This is a genomic window from Streptomyces apocyni, assembly GCF_009739465.1.
Taxonomy (GTDB): domain Bacteria; phylum Actinomycetota; class Actinomycetes; order Streptomycetales; family Streptomycetaceae; genus Streptomyces; species Streptomyces apocyni.
Genome location: NZ_WHOM01000041.1, coordinates 1 through 24,607 on the forward strand (window position 1 = coordinate 1; position 24,607 = coordinate 24,607).

At 70.2% G+C, this 24,607-nt stretch carries 20 protein-coding genes, 4 tRNA genes and 1 pseudogene; 17 read left to right on the top strand and 8 right to left on the bottom strand.

Annotated elements, in window-relative coordinates:
* From GCN81_RS31785 to GCN81_RS08925, 5 genes and pseudogenes are all read left to right on the top strand, one after another.
* A pseudogene (locus GCN81_RS31785) lies at positions 1-661 on the top strand (DNA polymerase III subunit gamma and tau); the annotation flags it as partial.
* A 98-nt stretch (positions 662-759) separates the two neighbouring features.
* The gene (gene purD / locus GCN81_RS08910; protein ID WP_156723461.1) at positions 760-2,019 is read left to right on the top strand and encodes a phosphoribosylamine--glycine ligase; all 1,260 of its coding nucleotides are present in this window, start codon (positions 760-762) and stop codon (positions 2,017-2,019) included.
* Positions 2,020-2,266: 247 nt separating this feature from the next.
* Positions 2,267-4,261: a M48 family metalloprotease gene (locus GCN81_RS08915; RefSeq protein WP_231626548.1), complete on the top strand. Its 1,995-nt coding sequence runs from the start codon at positions 2,267-2,269 to the stop codon at positions 4,259-4,261.
* 252 nt (positions 4,262-4,513) lie between these two features.
* Positions 4,514-5,992 carry a N,N-dimethylformamidase beta subunit family domain-containing protein gene (locus GCN81_RS08920; RefSeq protein WP_156723463.1) on the top strand — a complete coding sequence of 493 codons (1,479 nt, stop codon included), beginning with the start codon at positions 4,514-4,516 and terminating at the stop codon, positions 5,990-5,992.
* A gap of 104 nt (positions 5,993-6,096) precedes the next feature.
* A complete protein-coding gene (locus tag GCN81_RS08925) occupies positions 6,097-7,044 on the top strand; it encodes a phosphoribosylaminoimidazolesuccinocarboxamide synthase (RefSeq protein WP_156723465.1) in 948 nt (315 codons plus the stop codon).
* 59 nt (positions 7,045-7,103) lie between these two features.
* Here GCN81_RS08925 and GCN81_RS08930 read toward each other — a convergent pair.
* From GCN81_RS08930 to GCN81_RS08945, 4 genes are all read right to left on the bottom strand, one after another.
* A tRNA-Gly gene (locus GCN81_RS08930) sits at positions 7,104-7,179 on the bottom strand.
* 261 nt (positions 7,180-7,440) lie between these two features.
* Positions 7,441-7,513: transfer RNA gene (locus GCN81_RS08935), tRNA-Gly, on the bottom strand.
* Between the two features lie 79 nt (positions 7,514-7,592).
* Positions 7,593-7,664 (bottom strand) — tRNA-Gly (locus GCN81_RS08940).
* Between the two features lie 218 nt (positions 7,665-7,882).
* Positions 7,883-8,224, bottom strand: coding sequence for a histone-like nucleoid-structuring protein Lsr2 (locus GCN81_RS08945; RefSeq protein WP_156723467.1), 342 nt, complete (start codon positions 8,222-8,224; stop codon positions 7,883-7,885).
* A gap of 354 nt (positions 8,225-8,578) precedes the next feature.
* On the opposite strand from GCN81_RS08945, the gene purS reads away from it, so the two are divergent.
* From purS to purM, 10 genes are all read left to right on the top strand, one after another.
* Complete coding sequence (gene purS / locus GCN81_RS08950; RefSeq protein WP_156723469.1) at positions 8,579-8,839, top strand: phosphoribosylformylglycinamidine synthase subunit PurS; 261 nt, start codon at positions 8,579-8,581, stop codon at positions 8,837-8,839.
* A 62-nt stretch (positions 8,840-8,901) separates the two neighbouring features.
* Positions 8,902-9,570: a phosphoribosylformylglycinamidine synthase subunit PurQ gene (purQ, locus tag GCN81_RS08955; protein WP_156723519.1), complete on the top strand. Its 669-nt coding sequence runs from the start codon at positions 8,902-8,904 to the stop codon at positions 9,568-9,570.
* Positions 9,567-11,816: a phosphoribosylformylglycinamidine synthase subunit PurL gene (purL, locus tag GCN81_RS08960; RefSeq protein WP_156723472.1), complete on the top strand. Its 2,250-nt coding sequence runs from the start codon at positions 9,567-9,569 to the stop codon at positions 11,814-11,816. The genes purQ and purL overlap by 4 nt, the downstream gene beginning before the upstream one ends.
* 131 nt (positions 11,817-11,947) lie before the next feature.
* Positions 11,948-12,451 carry an ArsR/SmtB family transcription factor gene (locus tag GCN81_RS08965; protein ID WP_156723473.1) on the top strand — a complete coding sequence of 168 codons (504 nt, stop codon included), beginning with the start codon at positions 11,948-11,950 and terminating at the stop codon, positions 12,449-12,451.
* A 36-nt stretch (positions 12,452-12,487) separates the two neighbouring features.
* Positions 12,488-13,321 (top strand): M23 family metallopeptidase, encoded by an 834-nt coding sequence (locus tag GCN81_RS08970; RefSeq protein WP_156723475.1) that lies wholly within the window; start codon positions 12,488-12,490, stop codon positions 13,319-13,321.
* Entirely contained in the window at positions 13,318-15,339 is a 2,022-nt protein-coding gene (locus GCN81_RS08975; protein WP_156723477.1) for a hypothetical protein, read from the top strand. Before GCN81_RS08970 ends, GCN81_RS08975 begins: the two co-directional genes overlap by 4 nt.
* Positions 15,340-15,424: 85 nt before the next feature.
* Positions 15,425-16,219: a maleylpyruvate isomerase family mycothiol-dependent enzyme gene (locus GCN81_RS08980; protein WP_156723478.1), complete on the top strand. Its 795-nt coding sequence runs from the start codon at positions 15,425-15,427 to the stop codon at positions 16,217-16,219.
* Positions 16,220-16,270: 51 nt separating this feature from the next.
* On the top strand, positions 16,271-17,161 hold the full coding sequence (locus GCN81_RS08985; RefSeq protein ID WP_156723481.1) for an META domain-containing protein: 891 nt from the start codon (positions 16,271-16,273) through the stop codon (positions 17,159-17,161).
* A 70-nt stretch (positions 17,162-17,231) separates the two neighbouring features.
* Positions 17,232-18,749: an amidophosphoribosyltransferase gene (gene purF, locus GCN81_RS08990; protein WP_156723483.1), complete on the top strand. Its 1,518-nt coding sequence runs from the start codon at positions 17,232-17,234 to the stop codon at positions 18,747-18,749.
* Positions 18,750-18,817: 68 nt separating this feature from the next.
* Positions 18,818-19,894 carry a phosphoribosylformylglycinamidine cyclo-ligase gene (purM, locus tag GCN81_RS08995; RefSeq protein ID WP_156723521.1) on the top strand — a complete coding sequence of 359 codons (1,077 nt, stop codon included), beginning with the start codon at positions 18,818-18,820 and terminating at the stop codon, positions 19,892-19,894.
* Between the two features lie 175 nt (positions 19,895-20,069).
* On the opposite strand, the gene GCN81_RS09000 is transcribed toward purM, so the two are convergent.
* Entirely contained in the window at positions 20,070-20,321 is a 252-nt protein-coding gene (locus GCN81_RS09000; protein WP_156723485.1) for a DUF3073 domain-containing protein, read from the bottom strand.
* 300 nt (positions 20,322-20,621) lie between these two features.
* Positions 20,622-21,719, bottom strand: a complete 1,098-nt coding sequence (locus GCN81_RS09005) for a Leu/Phe/Val dehydrogenase (protein WP_156723487.1) — start codon at positions 21,717-21,719, stop codon at positions 20,622-20,624.
* A gap of 209 nt (positions 21,720-21,928) precedes the next feature.
* On the opposite strand from GCN81_RS09005, the gene GCN81_RS09010 reads away from it, so the two are divergent.
* Together GCN81_RS09010 and bldC are read left to right on the top strand one after the other, a co-directional pair.
* Positions 21,929-22,831 carry a hypothetical protein gene (locus GCN81_RS09010; protein ID WP_156723489.1) on the top strand — a complete coding sequence of 301 codons (903 nt, stop codon included), beginning with the start codon at positions 21,929-21,931 and terminating at the stop codon, positions 22,829-22,831.
* A 516-nt stretch (positions 22,832-23,347) separates the two neighbouring features.
* Positions 23,348-23,554, top strand: a complete 207-nt coding sequence (gene bldC, locus GCN81_RS09015) for a developmental transcriptional regulator BldC (RefSeq protein ID WP_003949541.1) — start codon at positions 23,348-23,350, stop codon at positions 23,552-23,554.
* A 559-nt stretch (positions 23,555-24,113) separates the two neighbouring features.
* Here bldC and GCN81_RS09020 read toward each other — a convergent pair.
* Both GCN81_RS09020 and GCN81_RS09025 read right to left on the bottom strand, forming a co-directional pair.
* Entirely contained in the window at positions 24,114-24,320 is a 207-nt protein-coding gene (locus GCN81_RS09020; protein ID WP_156723492.1) for a DUF6274 family protein, read from the bottom strand.
* 122 nt (positions 24,321-24,442) lie between these two features.
* A tRNA-Asp gene (locus tag GCN81_RS09025) sits at positions 24,443-24,517 on the bottom strand.
* Positions 24,518-24,607 lie beyond the last annotated feature (90 nt).

The following is a 24,607-nucleotide window of genomic DNA, read 5'->3' on the forward strand; positions in this document are numbered from 1 at the left end:
GGCGCAGGCACCGGCCGCTCCCGCGCCCCAGGCTCCCGCCGCCGGTGGCCTCGACCCGCGCAACCTCTGGCCGAACATCCTGGAGGCGGTCAAGAACCGTCGCCGTTTCACCTGGATTCTGCTCAGCCAGAACGCCCAGGTGGCAGGCTTCGACGGACAGACCCTGCAGCTCGGCTTCATCAACGCCGGGGCCCGGGACAACTTCGCGAGCAGCGGCAGCGAGGACGTACTGCGCCAGGCGCTGTCCGAGCAGTTCAACGTGCAGTGGCGGATCGAGGCGATCGTCGACCCCTCGGGCGGCTCCGCTCCGCCGCCCGCCGCGGCCAACTTCGGCGGCGCCGCGGTCGCCTCGCGCCCCGCAGCCCCGACGCCGACACCGACACCGACACCAGCTCCCACCTCCGCCTCCGCGCCCGAGCCAACCCCGCAGCCGCCCGGGCAGCCCTCGGCGGCCCCGGCGGCAAGCCGGGTCCCCGCCCCAGCTCCGGTTCCGGCTCCCGAGCCGCAGTACCGCGCTCCCGAGCCGCCGCCGCCCGTCGCGCCCGAGGACGACAACCCCGAAGACGACGACCCGGACCTGGACGAGTCCGCCTTGTCCGGCCACGACCTGATCGTCCGCGAACTGGGCGCGACGGTGATCGAGGAGTACACCAACGAATAGACGAACGAGAACGAGTTCCCCGGTTAGGGCGATCGCACAAGTCCCCTCCGCCCCTACCCGTACAAACGCACAGCCGCACGCCAGCTAGGCTGCACCGCGTGAAGGTCCTCGTCATCGGCGGCGGCGCCCGCGAACACGCCCTGTGCCGCTCTCTGTCCCTCGACCCCGACGTCACCGCCCTGCACTGCGCGCCCGGCAACGCCGGTATCGCCCAGGTCGCTGAGCTGCACGCGGTCGACGCCCTCGACGGCTCGGCCGTCGCCGAGCTCGCGACGCGCCTCGGCGTCGGGCTGGTGGTCGTGGGCCCGGAGGCGCCGCTGGTCGCCGGGGTCGCCGACGCCGTACGCGCCGCGGGCATCCCGTGCTTCGGCCCGTCCAAGGAGGCCGCGCAGCTTGAGGGCTCCAAGGCCTTCGCCAAGGACGTGATGGCGGCCGCCGGTGTCCCGACCGCCCGCTCCTACGTCTGCACCACACCGGACGAGGCCGCGGCCGCCCTGGACGCCTTCGGCCCCCCGTACGTGGTCAAGGACGACGGCCTCGCCGCGGGCAAGGGCGTCGTGGTGACCGGAGACCTGGAGGCCGCGAAGGCGCACGCGCTCGCCTGCGAACGCGTCGTCATCGAGGAGTTCCTGGACGGCCCCGAGGTCTCCCTCTTCGCGATCACCGACGGCGAGACCGTACTGCCGCTCACCCCCGCCCAGGACTTCAAGCGCGCCCTGGACGGCGACGAGGGCCCCAACACCGGCGGGATGGGCGCGTACTCGCCGCTCCCGTGGGCCGACCCGAAGCTGGTCGACGAGGTCATGGCGACCGTCCTGCAGCCCACGGTCGACGAGCTGCGCCGCCGCGGGACGCCGTTCTCGGGCCTGCTGTACGCCGGTCTGGCGATCACCAGCCGTGGTGTTCGGGTCATCGAGTTCAACGCCCGCTTCGGCGACCCCGAGACCCAGGTCGTACTGGCCCGGCTGCGCACCCCGCTCGCCAGCGTCCTGCTGAACGCCGCGCAGGGCACGCTCGCCGCCGAGCCCCCGTTGACCTGGCGCGATGAGGCGGCCGTGACGGTGGTCATCGCCTCGCACAACTACCCCGAGACCCCGCGTACCGGTGACCCGATCGAAGGACTGGACGAGGTCGAGGCGCGGGACGCGCCGGACGCGTACGTGCTCCACGCCGGAACCAAGCGGGACGGCGACGCGGTAGTGAGCGCGGGCGGCCGCGTGCTGTCCGTGACGGCCACCGGGCAGGACCTGGCCCAGGCCCGCGAGCGGGCGTACGCGGCTGTCGCCCGGGTCCGCCTCGACGGCTCGCAGCACCGGACCGACATTGCCGCCGCGGCGGCGGAGGCCGCGGCTCAGTAGCCAACGACACCTGACGCGTGGGGCCCGGATCTGACAGCTGATCCGGGCCCCACGCGTCATCAGCTTTACCCAAAGCCATTCCATCGAGTGAGCAGTCCCCCATATGACTGACGGGCCCTGACGCCCCAACTAGGGTGCGGCGCAAGCATTCCGGCACTTGGCCCACCGACATTGCGATGTCAGTGGTGGGTGTCACAGTGGGGGAGTGAGCAAAGCCGTCGCAGGGCAGAGGGGGTGACGTCCGGTCGTGTCCGGAACCAGTCTGGGGGGCGAGGCGGGTGCGCGGGCAGCGCGCTCCCAGGCACTGGCCGTGCTGCGGGTCCGCAGCAGGGCGCTGGCGGTCGCACTGCTGCCCGCCGCGGTCGCCGTGGTGCTGCTGGCCGCCGTCGCGACCGACCGGATCGGTCGCGGGGGAGGCATGGACGTCGCGCTCTGGTCGCTGAGCGTCGGGGCCCTGTTGGTGCTGCTCGCCGCGGCGGGGGTGGCACTCGTGGTCGCCCGCGCGCGCCCCGCCCTCAGCCCCACCGTCCCGATCGTCGAGGCGTCGGCCCCCGATCTGTACCGCCTGGTGCGGGACCTCGCCGACCGCCTGGACGTGCCCGCGCCCTCGGCGATAGCGCTCACCCCGGACTGTGACAGCTGGCTGGAGGACCGTACCCACCCGGCCCAGGGCCCGCCGCGATCCCGCGCGTCACGGTCCCGCCGGGCCCGAACCGGCGACGACGGGCCGCGTACGGCGGCGCCCGTGCTCGTCATTGGCTCGCCCTTCATGTGGTGGATGCGGGTCGGTGAGCTGCGGGCCGTCCTCGCCCCCGTCGTCGCCGGTACGGGCCCGTCGGCGCACCCGGACATAGCCGCGGCCCGGCGCTTCGTGCGGGGGCTGGACGCCGCGGTGGCCGTCGCGTCCCGGCCCGAAAGAGGGCCGTTGTCCCGCGCCGTCCTGTCCGGTGTCGGCTGGATCTCGCGGCTGCTGCTGCGGGCTTGCCGCGGTCATGCGGCGGAGATGGAGCGGGGGGTCGCGGCGTCCGCCGCCGAGCGTGCACAGGCTGTGGACTACGGTCCGCGGATCGTCGCCCAGGAGCAGGTCGGCCTGGCGTACGCGGGCTGGGACCGGCTGTTGACCCGGGTCGCGCTGCCCGCCTGGCGGATGGGCCGCTGGCCCTCGCGGCTGGACGCGGGCGTGGTCTCCGCGCTCACCGAACTCTCCCGGCGCGACCGGCTGGCCGACGGCTTCGCCTCCCGGCTGGGCCAGCGCCCCGCCTGCGACCTCCTGGAGGAGCCAGGCACCGTGGACGAGGCCGCTTCACTGCTGGCCGCCCGGCTGTTCCACGGCGGGCCAGCGGAGCAGACTCCGGACTGGTCCCCGGTGGGCTGGCAGGAGTACCCGGACGAGGTGGTCGACCGCAAGTGGCGGATGGACGCCGCTCGGCTGCACCGGGTCCTGGACACCCTGGGCGTACACGGCGGCCGCACGGGCACCCCGTCGACCGCGCCCGGCCGAGGAACCGACTCCGGAATCGGCCCCGGTACGGAATCCGGCACCGGCCACGGCGGTGACCTCGTAGCCGTAGCCGTAGCCGACCCCGAGGTCCCGACCCTGAACCGGGTCATGGACCACCTGACCGCCACAGAAACGCCGACGCGGGCGTCCGCCCCAGACTCGACGCCCGTACCCGCCCCAGACCCGACGCCCGTACCCACCCCAGACTCGACGCCCGTACCCGCCCCAGACCCGACGGCCGCATTCACGCCAAAGGCCACCGCGGAGTCCGCGCCACATCCGCCCCACCACGCCCCAGCAGACACGGCGGCGGACCACGCGCCCCACGCCCCGACCGGCACGGAGAGTGACCGCAGCGAGATCCTCGCGGCGCGGCTCACCGCCGAGGTGGCCCGCGAAGAGGCGGCCGCGCCCCCGCCGGTCCCGCCCGGCCTGGGCCCTGACGACGGGTTGTGGGACGACGGACAGCTGCCGCTCTTCCCGCTCCAGCCACCCCGTACGGGGCGCGAGCTGCTCGTTGACCATGTCACCGCGATGGTCTGCTGTGCCGCCATCGACACCGCGGGCGCCGCCCCCGGCCTGGACTGGCTGGACGGCCCCGCCCTGCTGATAGCGGGTGAGCGGGCGACGGACCTGGCCCCGCCGGTGCTGAGTCTGGTCGAGGACGGCGACCCCGACCCACTGCGGGACTGGCTCGCCCATCGGGGCGTGCGCCCCGAGAAGCCGGTACGCCTGGTCTGAGCGGAGAGGCCGCCACAGTCGGTCGAGTCTGCCCGGAACCCGGCACCCGGCACCCGGGCCCCGGAACGAGAGGCGAGCAGACGGAGCGGGCAGAGCAGGCGGACCAGGCAGAGCATGCGGAGCAGCGGCTTCCGTTCTCGCCAATTCGCGACGAACGGTGACGGAGTGCGTGCGTAATGTGATGTGCTGGGATCGGTCGCTGATTCAGCCAGTCGGCGTGTGGACCTCGGGGGAGCGAGGGAGGGGAGCGACATGGGAGTGGAGCAGATCCGCCGATGGGAGTCGGGAGCGCTGGCGCATGCCGTCTCGGACCCCTTCGGCCAAGGCCCGCTGCCCTGGCTGCGCGGCAGCGAGCACTACTTCGACGACACGGGCAAGGTCGTCCCCTGGTACGTCGACCACGCCCCCGCCCCCGGCGCGAACATCCCGACGCCCCGCACCAGCGGCCTCTGCGGCGCGGATGACGTACACCGGCAGATCAAGGGCTTCACCGCCACCGGCGCGGCGGCCCCCGGCGAGGCGATCGACTTCCACGTCACGGTGGACCCGCCCCAGCAGTTCGGCGTCGACATCTACCGCATCGGGCACTACGGCGGTGACGGCGCCTCGAAGATCACTACCAGCCCCCGGCTCTCCGGCATCGTCCAGCCGCCCCCGCTCACCGCCGACCGCACGGTCTCGTGCCACCACTGGTGGCTGTCCTGGCGGTTGCAGATCCCCAGCTACTGGAGCAACGGCGCCTACGTCGCGGTCCTCACCACCGCCGACGGCTACCGCTCGCACATCCCGTTCACGGTCCGCGACAGTCATCCGGCCGACCTGCTGCTCCTCATGCCGGACATCACCTGGCAGGCGTACAACCTCTACCCCGAGGACGGCCGCACCGGCGCCAGCCTCTACCACGCCTGGGACGAGCAGGGCCGTCTGCTCGGCGAGCGCGACGCTGCCATCACGGTCTCCTTCGACCGCCCGTACGCGGGCGCGGGCCTGCCGCTGCACGTCGGCCACGCCTACGATTTCATCCGCTGGGCCGAGCGGTACGGCTACGACCTCGCCTACGCCGACACCCGCGACCTGCACGCGGGCCGCATCGACCCGACGCGCTACCGAGGCCTGGTCTTCCCCGGCCACGACGAGTACTGGTCCGTGCCCATGCGCCGCAGCGCCGAACTCGCCAGGGACCACGGCACCTCGCTCGTCTTCCTCTCCGCCAACACCATGTACTGGCAGGTCGAGCTGGGCCCTTCCGCCTCCGGCGTCGCCGACCGCCTGCTCACCTGCCGTAAGCGCCACGGCCCCGGCAAGCCCGCCCTCTGGCGCGAGATCGACCGGCCCGAACAGCAGCTCCTGGGCATCCAGTACGCGGGCCGGGTCCCCGAGCCCAGCCCCATGGTCGTGCGGAACGCCGAGCACTGGCTCTGGGAGGCGACCGGCGCGTACGAGGGCGACGAGCTCGCCGGACTGGTCGCGGGCGAGGCCGACCGGTACTTCCCGCGCACACCCCTCCCCGAGCACCAGGGCCGCATTCTGCTCGCCCACTCCCCGTACGAGGACAGCGAAGGCACCCGCCGCCACCAGGAGACCTCCCTCTACCGCGCCCCGTCCGGCGCCCTGGTCTTCGCGTCCGGGACGTTCGCGTGGTCCCCGGCGCTCGACCGCCCCGGCCATGTGGACGCCCGCATCCAACGGGCGACCGCCAACCTCCTGGACCGCATCTGCAAGCGCGACTGACCGCCACCAGCGCCTGTATCAGCGCCTGCCGACCCACCCCTGGCCATGGTTCCGTCCGACATGCGGGAGAATCGGGACCATGGACGAAACGACGGGGAGGAACCGTGTCCGGATTCGTTGAAAAGCCCGAGCCTGTAGAGGTGCCGGGCCTGGTGCATCTGCACACCGGCAAGGTGCGCGACCTGTACCAGAACGACGCGGGCGACCTCGTCATGGTCGCGAGCGACCGTATCTCCGCCTACGACTGGGTGCTGCCCAGCGAGATCCCCGACAAGGGCCGGGTGCTCACCCAGCTGTCGCTGTGGTGGTTCGAGCGCCTGGCCGACCTGGTCCCGAACCACGTCATCTCCACCGAACTGCCGCCGGGCGCCCCCGACGACTGGGCGGGCCGGACGCTGATCTGCCAGTCCCTGCGGATGATCCCCGTCGAGTGTGTCGCGCGCGGCTATCTCACCGGCTCGGGGCTGGCCGAGTACGAACAGACCCGCACCGTCTGCGGACTCGCCCTGCCCGAGGGCCTGGCCGACGGCTCCGAGCTGCCCGCACCGATCTTCACGCCCGCCACCAAGGCCGAGGTCGGCGAGCACGACGAGAACGTGTCGTACGAGGAGGTCGCCCGCCAGGTCGGCGCCGAGACCGCCGCCCAGCTGCGCCAGGCCACCCTCGCCGTGTACGGCAGGGCCCGGGACATGGCGCGGGACCGCGGGATCATCCTGGCGGACACGAAGTTCGAGTTCGGCTTCGCCAGCGACGGCGCGGGTGACGGCGAAGGCAAGGGCGACGGCAAGGGCGCAGCACCCCGGCTCACCCTCGCCGACGAGGTCCTCACCCCGGACTCCTCGCGTTTCTGGCCCGCGAAGAGCTGGCAGCCGGGCCGCGCTCAGCCGTCGTACGACAAGCAGTTCGTCCGGGACTGGCTGACCTCTCCGGCCTCCGGCTGGGACCGCCGCAGCGAGCAGCCGCCGCCCGCGCTGCCGCAGGAGGTCGTGGACCGTACGCGCGCCAAGTACCTGGAGGCGTACGAGCTGCTGACGGGTACGGCCTGGTCGTAGCGTGCCGAGGCAGGCACGAAGAAGCCCCCGATGTCACTGACATCGGGGGCTTCTTCCTATGGAGCGAACGACGAGGTTCGAACTCGCGACCTCAACCTTGGCAAGGTTGCGCTCTACCAACTGAGCTACGTTCGCCTGCCGCGCCGCTTGGCGCTGCGTGCGACATCCACTATAGCCAACGTCGCTGGCGGGTGAGACACACCGCTGTGTGACGGTTCCTCCTGCCGATCTTCGGCCCGGCCGACCTGGCTGTCCTGGGCGCGCGATCGGCCGCGTATGGCGAGGTGTTGGTGTCCGGACGGCCTGACCGCCAGACAGCCGCGCGCCCCACGGATGTGGCCACCCTCACACGAAGAAGCCCCGATACCTGAGACAGGTATCGGGGCTTCTTTCCCGAGCGGACGACCAGGTTCGAACTGGCGACCTCAACCTTGGCAAGGTTGCGCTCTACCAACTGAGCTACGTCCGCATCGCATCCGATCGGCTCTCACCGGTCGGCGCAGGCACCAGCTTACCTGATCGACTTGCGTGATTGGTAAGCGATGCAGAGCGGGTGACAGGAATTGCACACTGCGCCTCCCCCCTGGAAGGGGGGTGTTCTGCTACTGAACTACACCCGCATGTACTCCGCGTGGCCCGGCCTTTCGGCCCGTGCCCTGCGGCGTGTTCCAGACTCTAGCTGATCAACAGGGGTGCAGCGCAAGTCGGCTGCGTACGGCGGTGCCAGCTGGGTTGGTGCCGAGGCTGGCGCTGAGGCTGGCGCCGAGGTTGGGGCCGGGTCGGTCCGGGTCGGTGCGGACCCACCCGGCCACCCGGCCGCCCGGCCGCCCGCCCAGGCTCAGTTGGCCGCCTCGAACGCCTCGTAGACCCTCTTCGGAATCCGGCCACGCGCCGGTACGTCCATCTTGTGCGACCGCGCCCAGGCGCGAACCGCCGACGGGTCGGCCGTCACCGCGGTGTGCTTGAAGATGACCTTGCCCGGCTTACCCGCTTTACCCGGCTTCCCGGTCTTCTTGCGGCCCGCGTGCAGGTACGGAGCCAGCGCCTTGCGTAGTTTCTTGGCATTGGCTGGATTGAGGTCGATCTCGTACGACTTGCCGTCCAGGCCGAAGGCGATCGTTTCCGACGCTTCTCCGCCGTCGATGTCGTCAGAGAGAGTGACCACGACACGTTGCGCCACGAATATCGGTCCCTTCATGTGGCATCGCCACGATGACCTGCGGTGATGCTCAGCTTTCCAGCTGTTTCGAGTATGCGGTGGTGCCTTTGTGCTTTTCCTTCTGTTTCCTTTGTACAGTGCTCAGCATTGCATTGTGAAGCCCGGTTTAATCTCTCAGCGTGTCTCCGGTGCAATGTCGATCCGGTGGCAGTGTGTGGGCCAGGGGTCAGATTTTCCGCGAGTTTTCCCCGAGGGGCGGGTTTCGATACCCGAACGTGATGGCCGTCACGTAGGTAACTACGAATCTACTCGCGTAGAAATTTTGTCCGGGTAGTCTGAACTGACCAGCTCACGCACCACACACCGGGAGTGCCAGTGGCACGCGTCGTCGTCGACGTCATGCTCAAGCCGGAGATCCTCGACCCCCAGGGGCAGGCGGTGCAGCGTGCACTGCCGCGCCTCGGTTTCGAGGGAATCGCGGACGTCCGCCAAGGGAAGCGCTTCGAGCTCGAGGTGGAGGGACCGGTCGATGACGCCGCCCTCGCCCGCATCCACGAGATGGCCGAAACCTTCCTCGCCAACACCGTTATCGAGGACTTCGAAGTGAAGGTCGAGACGTCCGAGGGGCCGAAGTGACAGCCCGCCCGTCGCCCACCGCCACCCTCAACGGAGGCCCTACGGGCCGCTGGAATGTTCGCATCGGAGTCGTCACCTTCCCCGGCACCCTCGACGACCGCGACACCCAGCGCGCCGTCCGTATCGCCGGTGCCGAAGCAGTGCCGCTGTGGCATCGCGACAAGGACCTCAAGCAGGTCGACGCCGTGGTGCTGCCCGGCGGTTTCTCCTACGGCGACTATCTGCGGGCCGGCGCCATCTCCCGGTTCTCGCCGCTGATGGAGACGATCATCGACCAGGCCAAGGCCGGAATGCCGGTGCTCGGTATCTGCAACGGTTTCCAGGTGCTCACCGAGAGCCACCTGCTGCCCGGCGCGATGCTGCGCAACAACCACCTGCATTTCATCTGCCGCGACCAGAAGCTCCGGGTGGAGTCGACGAGCACCGCCTGGACCGCCGACTACACGGCGGGCCAGGAAATCTCGATCCCGCTCAAGAACATCGATGGCCGGTACGTCGCCGACGAGCGCACCCTGGACCTCCTGGAGGCCGAGGGCCGGGTCGCCTTCCGCTACCTGGACGGCAACCCGAACGGCTCGCTGCGTGACATCGCCGGGATCACCAACGAGGCGGGCAACGTCGTCGGCCTCATGCCACACCCCGAGCACGCGGTCGAGCCGCTGGTCGGCACGGGCCGTACCGACGGCCTCGGTTTCTTCACCTCGATCCTGAAGAAGTTGGTCAACGCATGACGCTCGACACGGTCAAGCACGCGGCCGAGACCCCGGACACCAAGCTGCCCTGGGCCGAACTCGGCCTCAAGGAGGACGAGTACGCGCGCGTACGCGAGATCCTCGGCCGCCGCCCGACCGGCGCCGAACTTGCCATGTACTCGGTGATGTGGTCCGAGCACTGCTCGTACAAGAGCAGCAAGGTCCATCTGCGGCAGTTCGGCGAGAAGGCCCCGCAGTCCGACGCGATGCTCGTCGGCATCGGTGAGAACGCGGGCGTCGTCGACGTCGGCCACGGCTACGCGGTCACCTTCAAGGTCGAGTCGCACAACCACCCCTCGTACGTCGAGCCCTACCAGGGCGCGGCGACCGGCGTCGGCGGCATCGTCCGCGACATCATCGCGATGGGCGCGCGCCCGGTCGCGGTCGTCGACCCGCTGCGGATGGGCGCGGCCGACCACCCCGACACCAAGCGCGTCCTGCCGGGCGTGGTCGCGGGCATCGGCGGCTACGGCAACTGCCTGGGCCTGCCGAACATCGGCGGCGAGCTGGTCTTCGACGCTTGCTACCAGGGCAACCCGCTGGTCAACGCGGGCGCCATCGGCGTCATGCGGCACGAGGACATCCACCTCGCGAAGGCCTCAGGACCCGGCAACAAGGTCATCCTGTACGGCGCCCGCACCGGCGGCGACGGCATCGGCGGCGCCTCGATCCTCGCCTCCGAGACGTTCGACGACGCGAAGCCGTCGAAGCGTCCGGCCGTCCAGGTCGGTGACCCCTTCCAGGAGAAGCTGCTCATCGAGTGCACCCTGGAGGCCTTCGCCGAGAAGCTGGTTGTCGGCATCCAGGACCTCGGCGCGGCCGGACTGTCCTGCGCGACCTCCGAGCTGGCGTCCAACGGCACCGGTGGAATGCGCGTCGAGCTGGACGACGTACCGCTGCGCGACTCCACGCTCACTCCCGAGGAAATCCTCATGAGTGAGTCCCAGGAACGCATGTGCGCGGTCGTCGAGCCGGAGAAGGTCGAGCGCTTCCTCGCGATCTGCGAGAAGTGGGACGTCACCGCGACCGTCGTGGGTGAAGTGACGGACGGCGACCGGCTGGAGATCTTCTGGCACGGCGAGAAGATCGTCGACCTGGACCCGCGCACGGTCGCCCACGACGGCCCGGTCTACGAGCGCCCGTACGCCCGCCCGTCCTGGCAGGACGCCCTCCAGGCGGACGACGCGAACAAGCTCCCGCGCCCGGCCACATCGGCTGAGCTGCGCGAGCAGGTCATCCAGCTGGTCGCCTCGCCGAACCAGGCGTCCAAGTCCTGGGTCACCGACCAGTACGACCGCTTCGTCCAGGGCAATACGGTGCTGGCGCAGCCCGAGGACTCCGGCATGGTCCGGATCGACGAGCAGACCGGCCTCGGCGTCGCCCTCGCCAACGACGGCAACGGCCGGTACAGCAAGCTGGACCCGTATGCGGGCGCGCAGCTGGCGCTGGCCGAGGCGTACCGCAACGTCGCCGCGACCGGCGCGCGGCCGCTCGCGGTCTCCGACTGCCTGAACTTCGGTTCGCCCGAGGACACGGACGTGATGTGGCAGTTCGCTGAGACCACCCGTGGTCTGGCCGACGCCTGTCTGACCCTGGGCACCCCGGTCACCGGCGGCAACGTCTCGCTCTACAATCAGACCGGCGAGGCGGCGATCCACCCCACACCGGTGGTCTCCGTACTCGGCGTGATCGACGACGTGTCCCGCCGCACGCCGATCGCCTTCGCGGAAGAGGGCCAGCTCCTCTACCTGCTGGGCGAGACGCGCGAGGAGTTCGGCGGCTCGGCCTGGTCCCAGGTCGTCCACGACCACCTCGGTGGTCTGCCGCCGCGGGTCGATCTGGAGCGTGAGCGGCTGCTCGCCGAGATCCTGATCTCGGCCTCCCGCGACGGCATGATCGACGCCGCGCACGACCTGTCGGACGGCGGCCTGGTGCAGGCGGTCGCCGAGTCCTGCCTGCGCGGCGGTAAGGGCGCGCGGCTGGTCGTCCCGGATGGCCTGGACGGCTTCACCTTCCTGTTCAGCGAGTCGGCGGGCCGCGCGGTCGTCGCCGTACCGCGCAGCGAGGAGCTCCGCTTCACCGACATGTGCGGCGCGCGCGGGCTGCCGGTGACGCGGATCGGCGTCGTGGACGGCGACGCGGTCGAGCTCCAGGGCGAGTTCAGCATCGAGCTGACCGAGCTCCGGGCGGCATACGAGCAGACCCTGCCGGGCTTGTTCGGCTGATCACCTGCCACTTCGGCCCCGCTCGGATTCACTTCGGGCGGGGCCGCAGTGCGTTCTGGGCCCCTGCGCCTTGCGCCCCCCTGTTGCCAGGAATTACGTAATTACGTATCTTCGACGTGTGGAGTTCGACGATGGAGCTTGAAGAGCGCGTAGCGGAACTGGAACGGCGGCTCGCGGCCCTGGAGGCTGCCGAAGATCGCCCGAGTGGGCGGTTCAGCCCGCTCGGCGAGGAGTTCTGGGCGCTCGAACGCCTCAAGGAGGACCTTCAGGAAGAGCCGGACGGCGGGGTGCTGTTCACCGGGTCCGTACGGCTTCCGACCGAGGAGCAGTACGGGTGGCAGCGGGCCTTCACCACCGACGACCTGATCGAGGGCGAGTGGGCCGAGGCCGCCGAGGCGTTCGCCGCGCTCGGCCATCCCGTACGGATGCGGCTGCTGCGAGAGATCGTCGGCGGCCGCCGCACGGTCGCCGAGCTGACCGACCTCGAAGGGGTCGGCACCAGCGGCCAGATCTACCACCACCTGCGCCAACTGACCAGCGCGGGCTGGCTGCACAGCACCGGCCGCGGCAAGTACGAGGTGCCTGTCACCCGGGTCGTGCCGCTGCTGGTGGCCATCGCCACAACGCGGCCCTGACCAGCGGCCGCCCACGCCAGGAGAAATGGGGGAATCATGTCCCTGCACAAGGTGCTCGGGAGTCTGTACCGGCTGTTCACGCTCGCCTTCGCGGTGTTGGTCGTGGCGAGTATCGCCTTCGATCTCCGCATCGGCTGGTGGGTGTTCCTGCCGCTGGTGCTCGGCGTCGGCTGCGTGATCGCGAACGGTCGACTGGCCGCTCACCATCACAAGGCCGCACCGCGCCAGCCCATCGAGGTGGACCCGCCGGTCACCGGCCGCTGGTCCGCGCTGAACAGTCCGGCCGACCGCACCCCGAGCCATGGCACCCACCAGCTCGGCCAGACCTACGCCATCGACATCGTGAGCGAGCCGGAAGGCGCCCCCCGCCCCGGCTTCGCCTGGCTGTGGCCGCTTGCCCGGAGCCCGCGCGCCTTCCCGGCGTTCGGTGCCCCGCTGTACGCGGCCGCCGATGCCACCGTCGTGGCCGCCACTGACCGGCAGCGCGACCACCTCAGCCGTAACTCCCTGCTCCTGGTGCTGTGGCTGCTGCTCGCCGAGGGCGAGCTGCGCGGTCTCGTCGGCTCGCACCGGGTGCTTGGCAATCACGTCGTACTCGACCTCGGCGACGGCGTGTATGCCGCCTACGCCCACTTGCGGCAGGGTTCGCTCGCCGTACGCCCCGGCGACCGGGTCACGGCCGGTCAGCTCATCGGCCGGTGTGGGAACTCGGGCAACTCCAGCGAACCGCACCTCCACTTCCAGCTCATGGACAGCCCGGACGTGGACACGGCGCGCGGTATTCCCTTCACCTGGCGCGGGGTTGGTGTCCCGGGTGGTGGCGAAAAGTTCACCGTAGGTGACGCATCCGCGGTCATAATGCGCGAATGATCGACTTCCCCGTGTCCCTGCCGCCCGAGCACATACCGGCGGGCACTCCGGCCTGGCAGTCCGCCGACGCTCGTCGTTGGGCCGCCACCGTGCCCGGTCGCTGGACCCATCCGCTGTGGGCGAGCCTGGCGCTGCTGGCCACCACGCTCTGGGCGGTGCTGGTCGTGGACACGACGCCGGTCTGCACCCAGGCCGCGCCCTGCGGTCCCGAGTGGTGGGGGATGACGCTCGCCGGGCTGGCACTGCTCGAGCTGTACTGGATCTGGCGCCAGCCCGCCCTGGCCCTCCTGGTCATCGGGCCGCTCACCGGTACGGTCCTGCTGTCCGCCGAGGCGCTGGGGACGACGCCCGGAACGGCGCGGATCGCCGTACTCGTGGCCGCCGTCTTCGCTGCCCTCACCCTCCTGGAGCGAGTCGCGGCACGGCAGCGGCAGCGGACGCTCGCCGAGCGGGCGGCGGGTCCCGGCAGACACCCCGCACCCGCGTCCGCCATCCGTTTCAAGCGGGGCCGGGCCTCGATGATCATGGCTGCTCCGCTGCTGGCCGTCGCCGTCTTCGCGGCCTGGCAGGGTGTCGACGCCGTCGCGCGAGATCAGGCGCGGGCGGCGCGCGCGACCCTCGTACGCGCCCAGGTCACCGAGCAGGGCGAGGAGAGCCTCACGGTCCGGCTGCCCGACGGCGGGAAGCTGACCCTCGACGCGCTCTCCCCCGAGAACCACCCCGTCGGCACCGAGACCGCCGTCCTGGTCGAGGAATACGACGGCGGCGGCGAAGACACAGTCGGCGCCATCAGCGGCGCCCCCTGGGCACGGCTGGTCGCCGAGCCGTACGACGCGTCCGGCTGGCAACTGCTTCTGCTCGGGGCGGCGTTGCCGGGGCTCGCGTTCCTCAGCAACGGCATCGACGGCCGACGCCGCCGCACGCGCCTGAACGCGGGGCCGCTGCCCGTACTGAGGGTCCTGGTGCGCGAGGGCGATACGGCGGACACCTACGTCTACGCGGCGGACGACCTCGCCGGGGAGCACCCCATATTCCGCGTCTACACCGCGCGCGTCGACGACCCCACGGACGACGAGCACGGCGAGCACGGCGAGCACGGCGACAGTGAAGGCGGCCGGGCCGACCACGCGGCCACGGAGGCGGTGGCCGCCTTCGCCGCCGCCTTCCGGAACTTGGAGTCCAGCGAACCGCTGCGCGAAGCCGTGCTCTACGGATCTCCGCACACCGGCGGCGAGCTGACCCTCGTGGCCACCGACGACGACGAGGTGGTCGTCGAGTGCTCCGCCGCACCGGTCCGCACCCCCCGCGCGTTCGCCGGACTCCTCCCGAGCGGAACCGGCGCCAAGCTCCCCACCGGGCCCGGTCCCGGAGACGACCACCGCGACCGCGACCCCGCTCCCGAAGCTCCCGGACGCGAGCGCACCCGGATGCGGTCCCCCGAGGAGACCGCCGCCTCGATCACTCCCACCGAGCGGCCACAGCGCTGGTCGGCAGGCCCGGTCGGGCGGGCGGGTGGCGTCCTGATGCTGGTCGTCGAGACCGCCGTGATCTGGGGACTGCTGAACGACCCCGATGGTTTCCGGCTGAGCTGGGTTTTCGCGCTGGCCTTCCTGCCCACGGCTGTCAACGCGATCGCCGTCGCCCTCAACTGGCGTATCACCGCCGACCGATCCGGCCTGTGGGTCGCCGGTGCCTGGCGGGTCCGGCACATCACCTGGGCCGACCTCGACCGGGCCGAGCACACGGGCGACGGCATCGTCCTGCACGCCCGCGCGCCCCAACCAGGCAAGGACGCCGTACGCGTCTCCCTGATCTGTGCGGGCTGGCCCTGGCTGGAGCGGAGACTCGGCGCCGACACCGTCTCCCTCCGGGCCGTGGAGGAGATCCGCGCGCTGCACACCTACCCGGCCCTGCGCCCCACCGAGGACAGTGCGCCGGGTGACCAGGGGATGCCGCTCGGCCCGCTGGCGGTCGTGGCGACCGTGGTCTGGGCGGCGGTCGTCCTGCTCCTGCTGTGACACAGGTCCCGCTGTGACCCAGGCTCTCAGAGTGTCCCCTCTTCGGCCGGACCGCCCTGTCAGTGCCCGCAGTTACTCTCGCCCTATGCCACCCGCCAAGCGCCGCGCCCGTACCTACGACCCCGCCAAGATCCGTACCGCCGTCATCGCGCAGTTCACGCGGGTGCGCGAAGCCGTACGCACGCTGACGGACGAGCAGCTCGCGCGCCCCACGCACCTGGGGGACTGGACGGTCCGCGCGCTGGTGGTGCACATCGCCATCACGGTCGACTCGGTGAACCACTTCCTGGACAGGGACGAGCCCGCGCGCCAGGAGATCGACGCGCACGGCCTGCTGTTCGCCTCGGCCGCCTTCGCCGAGCGGATCGGCGACGGCATGATGCGGGCCGCCGAGGCGGAGCCCAGCCTGGACGACCTGTACGCGCGGACGGCGGACCGGCTCGACAGCCACCTCGACGCCGCCCCCGGCGAGCGCCTGCTGGCCACCCCCGCGGGGGCCATCACACTCGCCGACTACCTGGTCACCCGCACCGTCGAGCTGATCGTCCACACCGACGACCTGAACCGCGCCGCCGGGCTCGACATCCCGTACGACCGCCAGGCGCTGGCCGCCTGCACCCGGCTGCTTGCCGATGCGCTGGCCGTCAAGGCACCGGGCGCCTCGACGGAGGTACGGGTCCCGCCGTACGCGGTGGTGCAGTGCGTCGAGGGCCCCCGGCACACCCGGGGCACGCCGCCGAACGTGGTGGAGACGGACCCGCTGACCTGGATCAGGCTCGCCACCGGGCGTACGGAGTGGAAGTCCGCGCTGGACGAGGCGAAGGTCGCCGCGAGCGGAGAGCGGGCGGACCTGTCCGCCCTCTTGCCCCTGATGGGCTAGAGCACCCACCCGCCCGGGAACCAGAAACCGCCCCCGTTCCGTCAGAGCGGCATGACCAACCAGCGATCCGCCCTCCGCACCTCCTCCAGGGCCGTGACCCTCGCGGCCGTCGCGGCCCTGGGACTGCTCACCGCCTGCGGCACCGAGTCGGGCAGCGGCGGTGGCAGCGGCAGCGGCTCGTCCGGCGCGGGCGACGGCCGCAGCGTCGACTCCGACGTCCCCGACGTCCCGGTGACCGGAGTCCACTGGAGCGTCACGAGCCTGACCGTCGACGGCGAGAAGCTGGACGCGCCGGACCGCGCCTACGTCCAGTTCGACGCCAAAGGCCAAGCCGGAGGCAACTACGGCTGCAACCTCTTCGGCGCCGAGTACACGGCCAAGGGCAAGACGCTGACCGTACGGCCGATCAGCACGACCGAGATGCACTGCGGCAAGAAGATCCAGAAGTTCGAGGACGCCTTCGCCAGCACCTTCAAGGGCGACCTCACCGCCAAGGTCACCGACGGCCGCCTGACCCTCACCACGGAGGACGGCGACACGGTGGAGCTGGCCGAAGAGAAGCCCGCCCCGCTGAAGGGCACCAAGTGGACGGTCACCGCCTTCGCCGAGGACGACGGTGAGAGCTTCGTCTCCCTCCCCCCGGCGGCGGAAGGCAAAGCGCACTTCCGCATCGCCAAGGACGGCACCGTCGGCGGCAACCTCGGCTGCAACGACTTCACCAGCAAGGCCGAGATCACCGACACCGAGCTCACCTTCGAACTGCCCGTCACCACCACCCGCAAGATGTGCGAGAAAGGCCAGATGACCGCCGAGGACCGGCTGCGGAAGGTGTTCGACGGCACGGTCCAGTACGAGGTGAAGCACCACGCCATCGTCCTCACCAAGGACGGCGAGGGCCTGCACGCGACCGCGCCCGGACCACAGGACAAGCAGCAGAGGTAGAGGTCACGCTGCGTGTAGCGGTGGTATCACCAATTCGGACCAGTGGTCGATCTCGCCTACACTCGGAACTGTGCCTCGTGGTGATGGACGACTCAACCACGACCTGCTCCCCGGTGAGAAGGGCCCCCAGGACGCTTGCGGCGTCTTCGGTGTCTGGGCTCCGGGTGAAGAGGTCGCCAAGCTCACCTATTTCGGACTGTATGCCCTGCAGCACCGCGGACAGGAATCCGCGGGCATCGCAGTGAGCAACGGGTCCCAGATCCTGGTCTTCAAGGACATGGGTCTGGTCTCGCAGGTCTTCGACGAAACCTCCCTCGGCTCCCTCCAGGGCCATATCGCGGTGGGCCATGCCCGCTACTCCACCACCGGAGCCTCGGTGTGGGAGAACGCGCAGCCGACGTTCCGTGCCACCGCGCACGGCTCGATCGCGCTCGGCCACAACGGCAACCTGGTGAACACCGCGCAGCTCGCCGAGATGGTCGCGGACCTCCCCCGGGAGAACGGCCGCGCCACCCAGGTGGCCGCCACCAACGACACCGACCTCGTCACGGCGCTGCTCGCGGGCCAGACTGACGACGACGGCAAGCCGTTGACCATCGAAGAGGCCGCGACGAAGATCCTCCCGGATGTCATGGGCGCCTTCTCGCTGGTCTTCATGGACGAGCAGACGCTGTACGCGGCCCGTGACCCGCAGGGCATCCGCCCGCTGGTACTGGGCCGACTCGAGCGCGGCTGGGTCGTCGCGTCCGAGTCGGCGGCGCTGGACATCTGCGGCGCCACCTTCGTCCGCGAGGTCGAGCCCGGCGAGCTGATCGCCATCGACGAGAACGGCCTGCGAAGCTCCCGATTCGCTGAAGCAAAGCCCAAGGGCTGTGTCTTCGAGTACGTGTACCTCGCCCGCCCCGACACCGATATCGCCGGGCGGAATGTCTACCTGTCGCGGGTCGAGATGGGCCGGAAGCTGGCCAAGGAAGCCCCGGCCGACGCCGACCTGGTGATAGCCACCCCGGAGTCCGGCACCCCCGCCGCGGTCGGCTACGCGGAGGCCAGCGGCATCCCGTTCGGCGTGGGCCTGGTGAAGAACGCCTATGTCGGCCGTACGTTCATCCAGCCCTCGCAGACCATCCGCCAGCTCGGCATCCGCCTGAAGCTGAACCCGCTCAAGGACGTCATCCAGGGCAAGCGCCTGGTCGTCGTGGACGACTCGATCGTGCGCGGCAACACCCAGCGCGCCCTGGTCAAGATGCTCCGCGAGGCCGGGGCCGCCGAGGTGCACATCCGGATCTCCTCGCCGCCCGTGAAGTGGCCGTGCTTCTTCGGCATCGACTTCGCCACCCGCGCCGAGCTGATCGCCAACGGCATGTCGATCGAGGAGATCGGCAAGTCGCTGGGTGCCGACTCCCTCTCGTACATCTCCATCGACGGCATGATCGAGGCGACCACCATCGCCAAGCCGAACCTCTGCCGCGCCTGCTTCGACGGCGAGTACCCGATGGATCTCCCGGACCCGGAGCTGCTCGGCAAGCAGCTCCTGGAGACCGAGCTGGCGAGCGGCCACGCGGCCGCCGACGCGCTCCGTCGCCCGTAAGACCCGTCTCTTCCCCCTCTGTCTCCTGTCGCACCCGACACGAAAGCTCTGAAGCCATGTCTCAGTCCCTGAGTGCCGAAGGCGGCGCCAGCTACGCAAGCGCGGGCGTCGACATCGAAGCGGGCGACCGCGCCGTCGAGCTGATGAAGGAGTGGGTGCGGAAGACCCAGCGCCCCGAGGTCGCGGGCCTGGGCGGCCTCGGCGGCTTCGCCGGGCTCTTCGACGCCTCCGCCCTCAAGCGCTACGAGCGCCCGCTGCTGGCCTCCGCGACCGACGGCGTCGGTACGAAGGTCGACCTCGCCCGCAAGATGGGTGTGTACGACACGATCGGCCATGACCTGGTCGGCATGGTCGTCGACGACCTGGTCGTGTGCGGCGCCGAGCCGCTCTTCATGACCGACTACATCTGTGTCGGCAAGGTCCACCCGGAGCGGGTCGCCGCCATCGTGAAGGGCATCGCCGAAGGCTGCGTCCTGGCGGGCTGTTCCCTGGTCGGCGGCGAGACGGCCGAGCACCCCGGACTGCTGGGCGTGGACGACTTCGACGTCGCCGGTGCCGGTACGGGCGTGGTCGAGGCCGACCAGCTGCTCGGCCCGGATCGTATCCGTAAGGGCGACGCGGTCATCGCGATGGCGTCGTCCGGGCTTCACTCGAACGGGTACTCGCTCGTCCGTCACGTCGTCTTCGACCGCGCGGGCTGGACCCTGGAGAGGGAGATCCCGGAGCTGGGCCGGACCCTCGGCGAAGAGCTCCTGGAGCCCACCAAGATCTACTCCCTGGACTGCCTGGCCCTCACTCGCACCACCGAGGTGCACGCCTTCAGCCACATCACCGGCGGCGGCCTGGCCAACAACCTGGCCCGGGTCATCCCGGACGGCCTGCACGCCACGATCGACCGTTCGACCTGGACGCCTGGCGTGATCTTCGATCTGGTCGGCAAGGCCGGTCAGGTCGAGCGGCTTGAGCTGGAGAAGACGCTGAACATGGGCGTCGGGATGGTGGCGGTCGTCCCGCAGGAGTCGGTGGACGTCGCCCTGACGACGCTGGCCGACCGCGGTGTCGACGCGTGGGTCGCCGGAACGATCACCGAGCGCGGCGGAGCGCACACCACGGGCGCCGAGCTGACCGGCGACTACGCCAACTGAGCTAGCTGAGGCAAAACTGCCAGCTGAGCTAGCTGAAGCAAAACGGCAGCACAGAACCCGGTCCGGCGCTGAGGCCCCGGACCGGGTTCGGTGACTGCTTAACTAGCTCACTAGCACTGCTAGCTGTGTGCAGCTGCTGCTGGCTGATCAGCGAGCTGGTGCTTCTGCAACGAGGTCAAGCGCCGCGGCGCCGCGACGACGACCCGGACTCATCATGAGAGTCCTCGTCCTCGTCGTTATACCGATCCGCGTACTGGGCGTACGGGTCTTCGTCCTCGTCGTCTTCGAACGGCTCGCCATTCGGCGGCTGGCTCGAAGTCGATGCGCCCAGCTCATTGGCCAGACGCGACAGGTCAGTCCCGCCGCTGCTGTACTTCAGCTGGCGGGCGACCTTGGTCTGCTTGGCCTTTGCCCGGCCGCGCCCCATGGCTCGACCCCCTTGGATATGAGGCTCGATGGCCCCAGAGTCTTGACACGCGTTCATGGTTCAGAACGGGCTCTCCTCGGAGAGACCGGTCCGTAGGGCTTCAACGGTACCTGCTTCAGCGGCCATACGGTACGCCGCTCACAGGACGCGCCTCGTCCCGAGACCCTCAGAAACCCCTGTCCCCGCTGGTCAACACCGATTTTAACCTCTTATTGGCGGGCGACCCGCCGACGAGCGTGAGTCTCGTCTCTCTGAGACACCCCACACCGCGTCAGCGGGCCCCACCGCACCCGGGCGGGCTCAGCCGCGGCGGGCCTCCGCCATCCGCTGCTCGGCCAGCCGGTCGGCCGCCGCCGCCGGAGGAATGCCATCGCGCTTCGCACGTGCGAATATGGCGAGAGTGGTGTCGTAGATCTTCGACGCCTTGGCCTTGCAGCGGTCGAAGTCAAAGCCGTGCAGCTCGTCGGCGACTTGGATCACGCCGCCCGCGTTCACCACGTAGTCGGGCGCGTAGAGGATGCCCCGGTCGGCGAGGTCCTTCTCGACGCCCGGGTGCTCCAGCTGGTTGTTGGCCGCGCCGCACACCACCTTCGCGGTGAGTACCGGCACCGTGGCGTCGTTCAGCGCGCCGCCGAGCGCGCACGGGGCGTAGACATCGAGGCCCTCGACCCGGATCAGCGCCTCGGTGTCAGCGACCGCGGTGACCTCGCCCCCGGGGTGCTTGTCGAGAATCCGGCGTACGGACTCCTCGCGGACATCGGTGATCACGACCTGGGCGCCGTCCTCGACCAGGTGCTCCACCAGGTGGTGGCCGACCTTCCCGACTCCGGCGACGCCGACCTTGCGGCCGCGCAGCGACGCCTCGCCCCACAGGTGCTGGGCCGAGGCGCGCATGCCCTGGAAGACACCGAAGGCGGTCAGAACGGAGGAGTCACCCGCACCGCCCTGCTCCGGGGAGCGCCCGGTGGTCCAGCGGCACTCGCGGGCCACGATGTCCATGTCGGCGACATACGTGCCGACGTCGCACGCGGTCACGTAGCGCCCGCCGAGCGAGGCCACGAACCGGCCGTAGGCGAGCAGCAGCTCCTCGCTCTTGATCTTGTCCGGGTCGCCGATGATGACGGCCTTGCCGCCACCGTGGTCGAGCCCGGCGAGCGCGTTCTTGTACGACATCCCGCGGGCGAGGTTCAGCGCGTCGGCGACGGCCGCCTCCTCGCTCTCGTACGGGTAGAAGCGGGTGCCGCCGAGGGCGGGGCCCAGGGCGGTGGAGTGGATGGCGATCACGGCCTTGAGGCCGCTGGCCCGGTCCTGACAGAGCACGACCTGCTCGTGTCCCCCCTGGTCCGAGCGGAACAAGGTGTGCAGTACGTCGGCAGGGGCGCCGGTCACTTCGGTCACTGTGGTGACTCCCATGTGTCTTGCGGCGGATGTGGCGGCGCTCGTACGGGTGGCGAGTGCCGTGGGCAAGAGAGTAAGACCTCCGGGCCCCCGCGTTCCGTGCAGTGCTCAGGATCACCTTCTCCCGAGGGAAGGGGGTGGGACGATTCGCGGAGTTCACAGACTTATCCGGGCGGTTTGCCGCAAGGGCTACAGGGGAGGGAGCAGTCGTGCCCAAGGTGTCCTTGCCAGCTGTCCCGTACGCGTCCTATCTGCGGGTGTACGAGCCGCTCGCGGCCTTCCCCGAACCCGAGCGCGGCCACTGGGAGCGCTATGCGCGGCGGCCCGCCCATCCCTCGTACCAGGATGAACTGCGGCGCTCGCTGCGGGACTTGCTGCCGACGCCGCCCGTCGCGGTGCCGGTGCACGAGAGCGCCGACGCGTTTGTGGCCGTGATCGACGGGGTGCTGTGCGTGTGTCCCTGGCGGACCCGGCTGCGCGGCTGGCAGGCGCTGGGCGCGCTCGCCGAGCAGTTGCCGGTGCCGGTGCTGGACGCGGTGCTGCCGCCGGTGGTCCGTCGGCAGGCGGCGGCGGACTACGAACGGTGGCGCGAGCGCAATCCGGATGCCCGCCCCTGGATTCGCACCTCGGTCTGGCAGATTCCGTTGAGCTGGTTCGTCCTGGTCTCGGACGAGGAGCGGCAGTACGGGGACAAGGGGGCCCCGGACGAGGCGGCGTCGGACACGGCGGCGGAGGGCGAGGCGGTGTCGGACGCGGCGGGGGAGCAGGCTCCGGTGCTGCGGTACCGCACCCCGATGGTGCAGGCCAGGCGGCGGGTGGCGCGTGGCCTCAAGGTGCTGCGGGAGACCATCGAGGAGGGGCCGTTGGTCGACGGCCTGGTAGATGTGGGGCGGTGGCTGGAGGAGTTCCACCCCCGGTCGCTGGTCGAGCTGGACTACGGCGGCTTGGTGCACGCTCTCACGGCGGACCAGCTCGACGCGGACCACTCGGCGGCGGATGTCGCCGAGGGCATCGAGGCGCTGCGGGCCGGGGACGCCACCGGGGCCGCCGAGGCCTACGCGCGGCTGGTCGAGCGGTGGCGTGCGGTACGCGAGCGACAGTTCGCAAGCTGACGCGAGCGTGACATACCCGACACCTCAGGCCTTTTGCCGCGGCCGCCTCGGGTCTACTGTCAGAGGCGGTCGGGGACGTAGGTCCCGATCCAGGCTTTTGCCTCAAGCGTGACAGACCGCACTTACGGTGCCCTTGCCATGATCCCCCGCCCTCATGCCAAAATAGGACAAGGAGTCCGGGGAGGGCTCCTTCCGTCCCGATAGGGACGGATTGCTCGGTATGCGCTCTTTGGGGGGCCTGATGACCTCTGATCACACTGTGACTGATCGTCACAGTGGCGTGACTGTCCGCTATGGCACGGTCCATCGGGTTCCGTCGTTGATGGACACCTGAGAGGGCAATTCCATCGGTTTGGCCGACGCGGCTGGACAGATGGTGTAGTTGTAGTGCCGAGGACAAGCCGTTCGTCCTATAACCGACTCGACCCGCGTCTGCCATTTCGGGCAACGCGGGCCAAGGTGCAGAATTTAGAGGAAAGAACCGAGAGAGATTCGGTTCTCCCGAGGAGGCCGCTCATGACCGCTCGCACCCCTGATGCCGAGCCGCTGCTGACCCCGGCTGAGGTCGCCACGATGTTCCGCGTGGACCCGAAGACGGTCACGCGCTGGGCCAAGGCCGGCAAGCTGACGTCCATCCGCACGCTGGGTGGGCATCGTCGTTACCGCGAGGCTGAGGTCCGCGCACTGCTGGCGGGCATTCCGCAGCAGCGCAGCGAGGCCTGATCCGTACAGCCTCAACAACTTCATAGCAGTACAAGCAACGCACAACACGCAGTTCGCAGTACCCCTTCGGGCAGGTCCGAGTCCCCCAACTCGGGCGCGCCCGCCTATAGCTCCACACGACACAGGGCCCTGCCCCAACAGGTCCCACCCTCACATAGTGGCGGGTTACGTCGTTGATCGCGCTGGACTCCGCCGGGTCCAGCGCGATTTTTTTTATTCGCCCTGGCCTCTGGGGGTGGTTGTGCCGGACTGCGGTGCGCGCTGTCCGCTCAGCGCGACGGTCGCGCTAGCCGTCGTGTGAGCCGTCCCGCGGGTTGTCTTGCGGGCGCCAGCATGATCGTGCAATTGCACATATTAAATCGACCCGTTGTAGGCGCGGTGTAAGCGCGGCAGTTCCAAAAACTTGTTCTGTGATGCCAGTCACAGGGTGGGTGCGGGTCGGGCGGGGGCCAGGCGCGGGCGATCGCGGGCTCGTTGGGGTGTGGCTGGGGCGTGGCTGGGGGGCGCTTGGGCCCGGGGGGAGTGCCCACCGATGGGGTGAACCACCCGTCAGCCGCGTTCACGCGTCAGCGGGACTTTCCTCCCGGATCGCCTTCCCGGGCGCCTCCCGGCGCGGCGCGGACTCCATGGCGAGCCGCAGGAGCTGATGACAGATCGGGCAGTGGCGCGTCAGGTGGCGGAAGCCGGACGCGGCCGACAGATGGGCCCGTAGCAAGGCGCGTGTCTCGTGCCGTCCAGCGTGTGCCGTCCCTGCCGTGCCTGCCATGCGCAGCCCCCTCCGGGTCACCCATCCCTTGATGTGTGAGTACCGGCGGCAGTTGACTCCGTCAAGACGCACGGAAGCCCGGATCTGACGATCCGGGCTTCCGTGACTGACGCTATCTCTTGCGGTCCTGACGGGATTTGAACCCGCGGCCTCCACCTTGACAGGGTGGCGAGCACTCCAAACTGCTCCACAGGACCAGGTTTCGCAGCAACCGATTGGTGCGCTGTGCTGCGAAAAGAGACTCTACAGCAGCGCATGCCCGACGGTCGAACTCGCCCTGCGTGACG

Excerpts from the sequence above, each read along its gene's own strand:
- GCN81_RS08920 (WP_156723463.1), top strand. The coding sequence starts at position 4,514 with ATGGGAGTGGAGCAGATCCGCCGATGGGAGTCGGGAGCGCTGGCGCAT.
- purL (WP_156723472.1), top strand. The coding sequence starts at position 9,567 with ATGACGCTCGACACGGTCAAGCACGCGGCCGAGACCCCGGACACCAAG.
- GCN81_RS08965 (WP_156723473.1), top strand. The coding sequence starts at position 11,948 with ATGGAGCTTGAAGAGCGCGTAGCGGAACTGGAACGGCGGCTCGCGGCC.
- GCN81_RS08970 (WP_156723475.1), top strand. The coding sequence starts at position 12,488 with ATGTCCCTGCACAAGGTGCTCGGGAGTCTGTACCGGCTGTTCACGCTC.
- GCN81_RS08975 (WP_156723477.1), top strand. The coding sequence starts at position 13,318 with ATGATCGACTTCCCCGTGTCCCTGCCGCCCGAGCACATACCGGCGGGC.
- GCN81_RS08980 (WP_156723478.1), top strand. The coding sequence starts at position 15,425 with ATGCCACCCGCCAAGCGCCGCGCCCGTACCTACGACCCCGCCAAGATC.
- GCN81_RS08985 (WP_156723481.1), top strand. The coding sequence starts at position 16,271 with ATGACCAACCAGCGATCCGCCCTCCGCACCTCCTCCAGGGCCGTGACC.
- GCN81_RS09000 (WP_156723485.1), bottom strand. The coding sequence starts at position 20,321 with ATGGGGCGCGGCCGGGCAAAGGCCAAGCAGACCAAGGTCGCCCGCCAG.
- bldC (WP_003949541.1), top strand. The coding sequence starts at position 23,348 with ATGACCGCTCGCACCCCTGATGCCGAGCCGCTGCTGACCCCGGCTGAG.
- GCN81_RS09020 (WP_156723492.1), bottom strand. The coding sequence starts at position 24,320 with ATGGCAGGCACGGCAGGGACGGCACACGCTGGACGGCACGAGACACGC.